Source organism: Peribacillus sp. P4_C12, assembly GCF_056402095.1.
On record NZ_JBFUIB010000711.1, the window covers coordinates 1 to 1,570 of the forward strand.

At 40.2% G+C, this 1,570-nt stretch carries 2 protein-coding genes; both read right to left on the minus strand.

The window, feature by feature from the left end:
• Positions 1 to 752 (minus strand): glycoside hydrolase family 3 N-terminal domain-containing protein (locus tag AC1DUW_RS28260; protein ID WP_477644109.1); only part of this gene is annotated, 752 nt, incomplete at its 3' end.
• 384 nt (positions 753 to 1,136) lie between these two features.
• Positions 1,137 to 1,570: phospho-sugar glycosidase domain-containing protein (locus tag AC1DUW_RS28265; RefSeq protein ID WP_477644110.1), on the minus strand; the 434-nt coding region annotated here is incomplete at its 5' end.

Sequence of the window (1,570 nt, forward strand, 5' to 3'; positions counted from 1 at the left end):
CGTATGCGCTCCTTATTATGCGAGACAAGAGGAAGACCATAATGACTATCAACCGCCGTATCTCCATGACCAGGGAAATGCTTAGTCGTTGCTATCATATTCTGGCTTTGCAATYCTTTTATGGTTTGAATCCCAAGTTTTGATACAAGATCTGGATCAGAACTGAAGGAACGGACGCCAATAACTGGATTTCCGGGGTTATTATTGACATCAACAGCCGGTCCAAAATTTACATTTATACCAAGAGAGGACAATTCCTTGCCGATGATTTCTCCAGACTGATAGGCGTAATTCTTATTTCTAGTTGCACCCAGCGCCATATTTCCCGGAAGATTCGTTCCTGTTTGAAGGCGAGTTACGATTCCTCCTTCCTGATCAATAGTTATAAATAGTGGAAGATCCTTGCTCGCATTCTGTAAACCATCTGTCAGCCGTACCGTTTGCTCRGTATCTACAACATTTTCAGCAAACAAGATCACTCCGCCTAAATGATATTTTTCAATGATGCTTGCAACTTCTGAGTTCATTTCTATAAAACCTGTTGCTTTGCTTTCTCCTTGTTCTTGCCAATTACGAAAATCTGGCATAAGCATTTGACCGACTTTCTCCTCTATGGACATATTTTCTACGATTGTCTGAACATCCGGCACTGGTTTTTCTTCCGCAAACTCCCTTGCTGATGTAACTCCACCAAGAGTGAATAAAGCCAAGGAAAAAGCTAACCCAGCAGGTGCCCATATCTTTTTATTCATTTTGGCATCCTCCTTTTTACTTTTTAATCTCAAAAGGCTTTCTTAGCAGTAGTAGGTAAAAAGCTTCTCAAGAGATATAATCAATATCACTAGTACACTTTTGTGCCCGGCTCCTAAGTGTTGTTAACCGTATAATTTTTTTTACAAATTCCCACACTTTTATGACAATAAAAGCAGCCCCTTAAAATCCAGTAGCACCTTTTTCAATTTCTCATTCACTTTTTTCTTTTCCAGGAAAATCTAGCTTATTCTGGAATCTCAGCTTTTTTAATGACAGAAAACCCCATTTGCGTATCGTTACTAACAACTACAGTTGCTTAATTAACACTTGCTGAGCAAAGGCTTTGGTCGTGAGTGAAATGATCACCTATTTTCCATGTATTTCTAAGTCTCTATATAATTCTTCACTTGTATCTTTACGGATTGACCAGGTTCTAGTAGCGCTATCAAAGGAAGATCTTCCTCTATAACTAGCCCTATCACATTGACTCGATGATTTGCTTCTAAATCTCGCCTGCAAATTTGGACCTCTCCCCGATATCGCCCATATGCATCATTGTCCATCGTAATGGAACCAAGGCAGCGTTCGACAGTATTTTGCGGCTTAACCTGTGTTGTGACACGGGTATGTTGTAGCCGATACACATCCCTTGAAACATCTGGCCGCAAATCGTAAATACCGCTTTGCAAAACGGAAGACTTCACGCGAATAGATAGAATATTCCGATCATTGAAGGCGGATAGGTTTCCAATCAAATCGTTTTCCACACCTTGATCTCCAATATATACTCCATCCACTTGCTGAAACAGTTCAACTC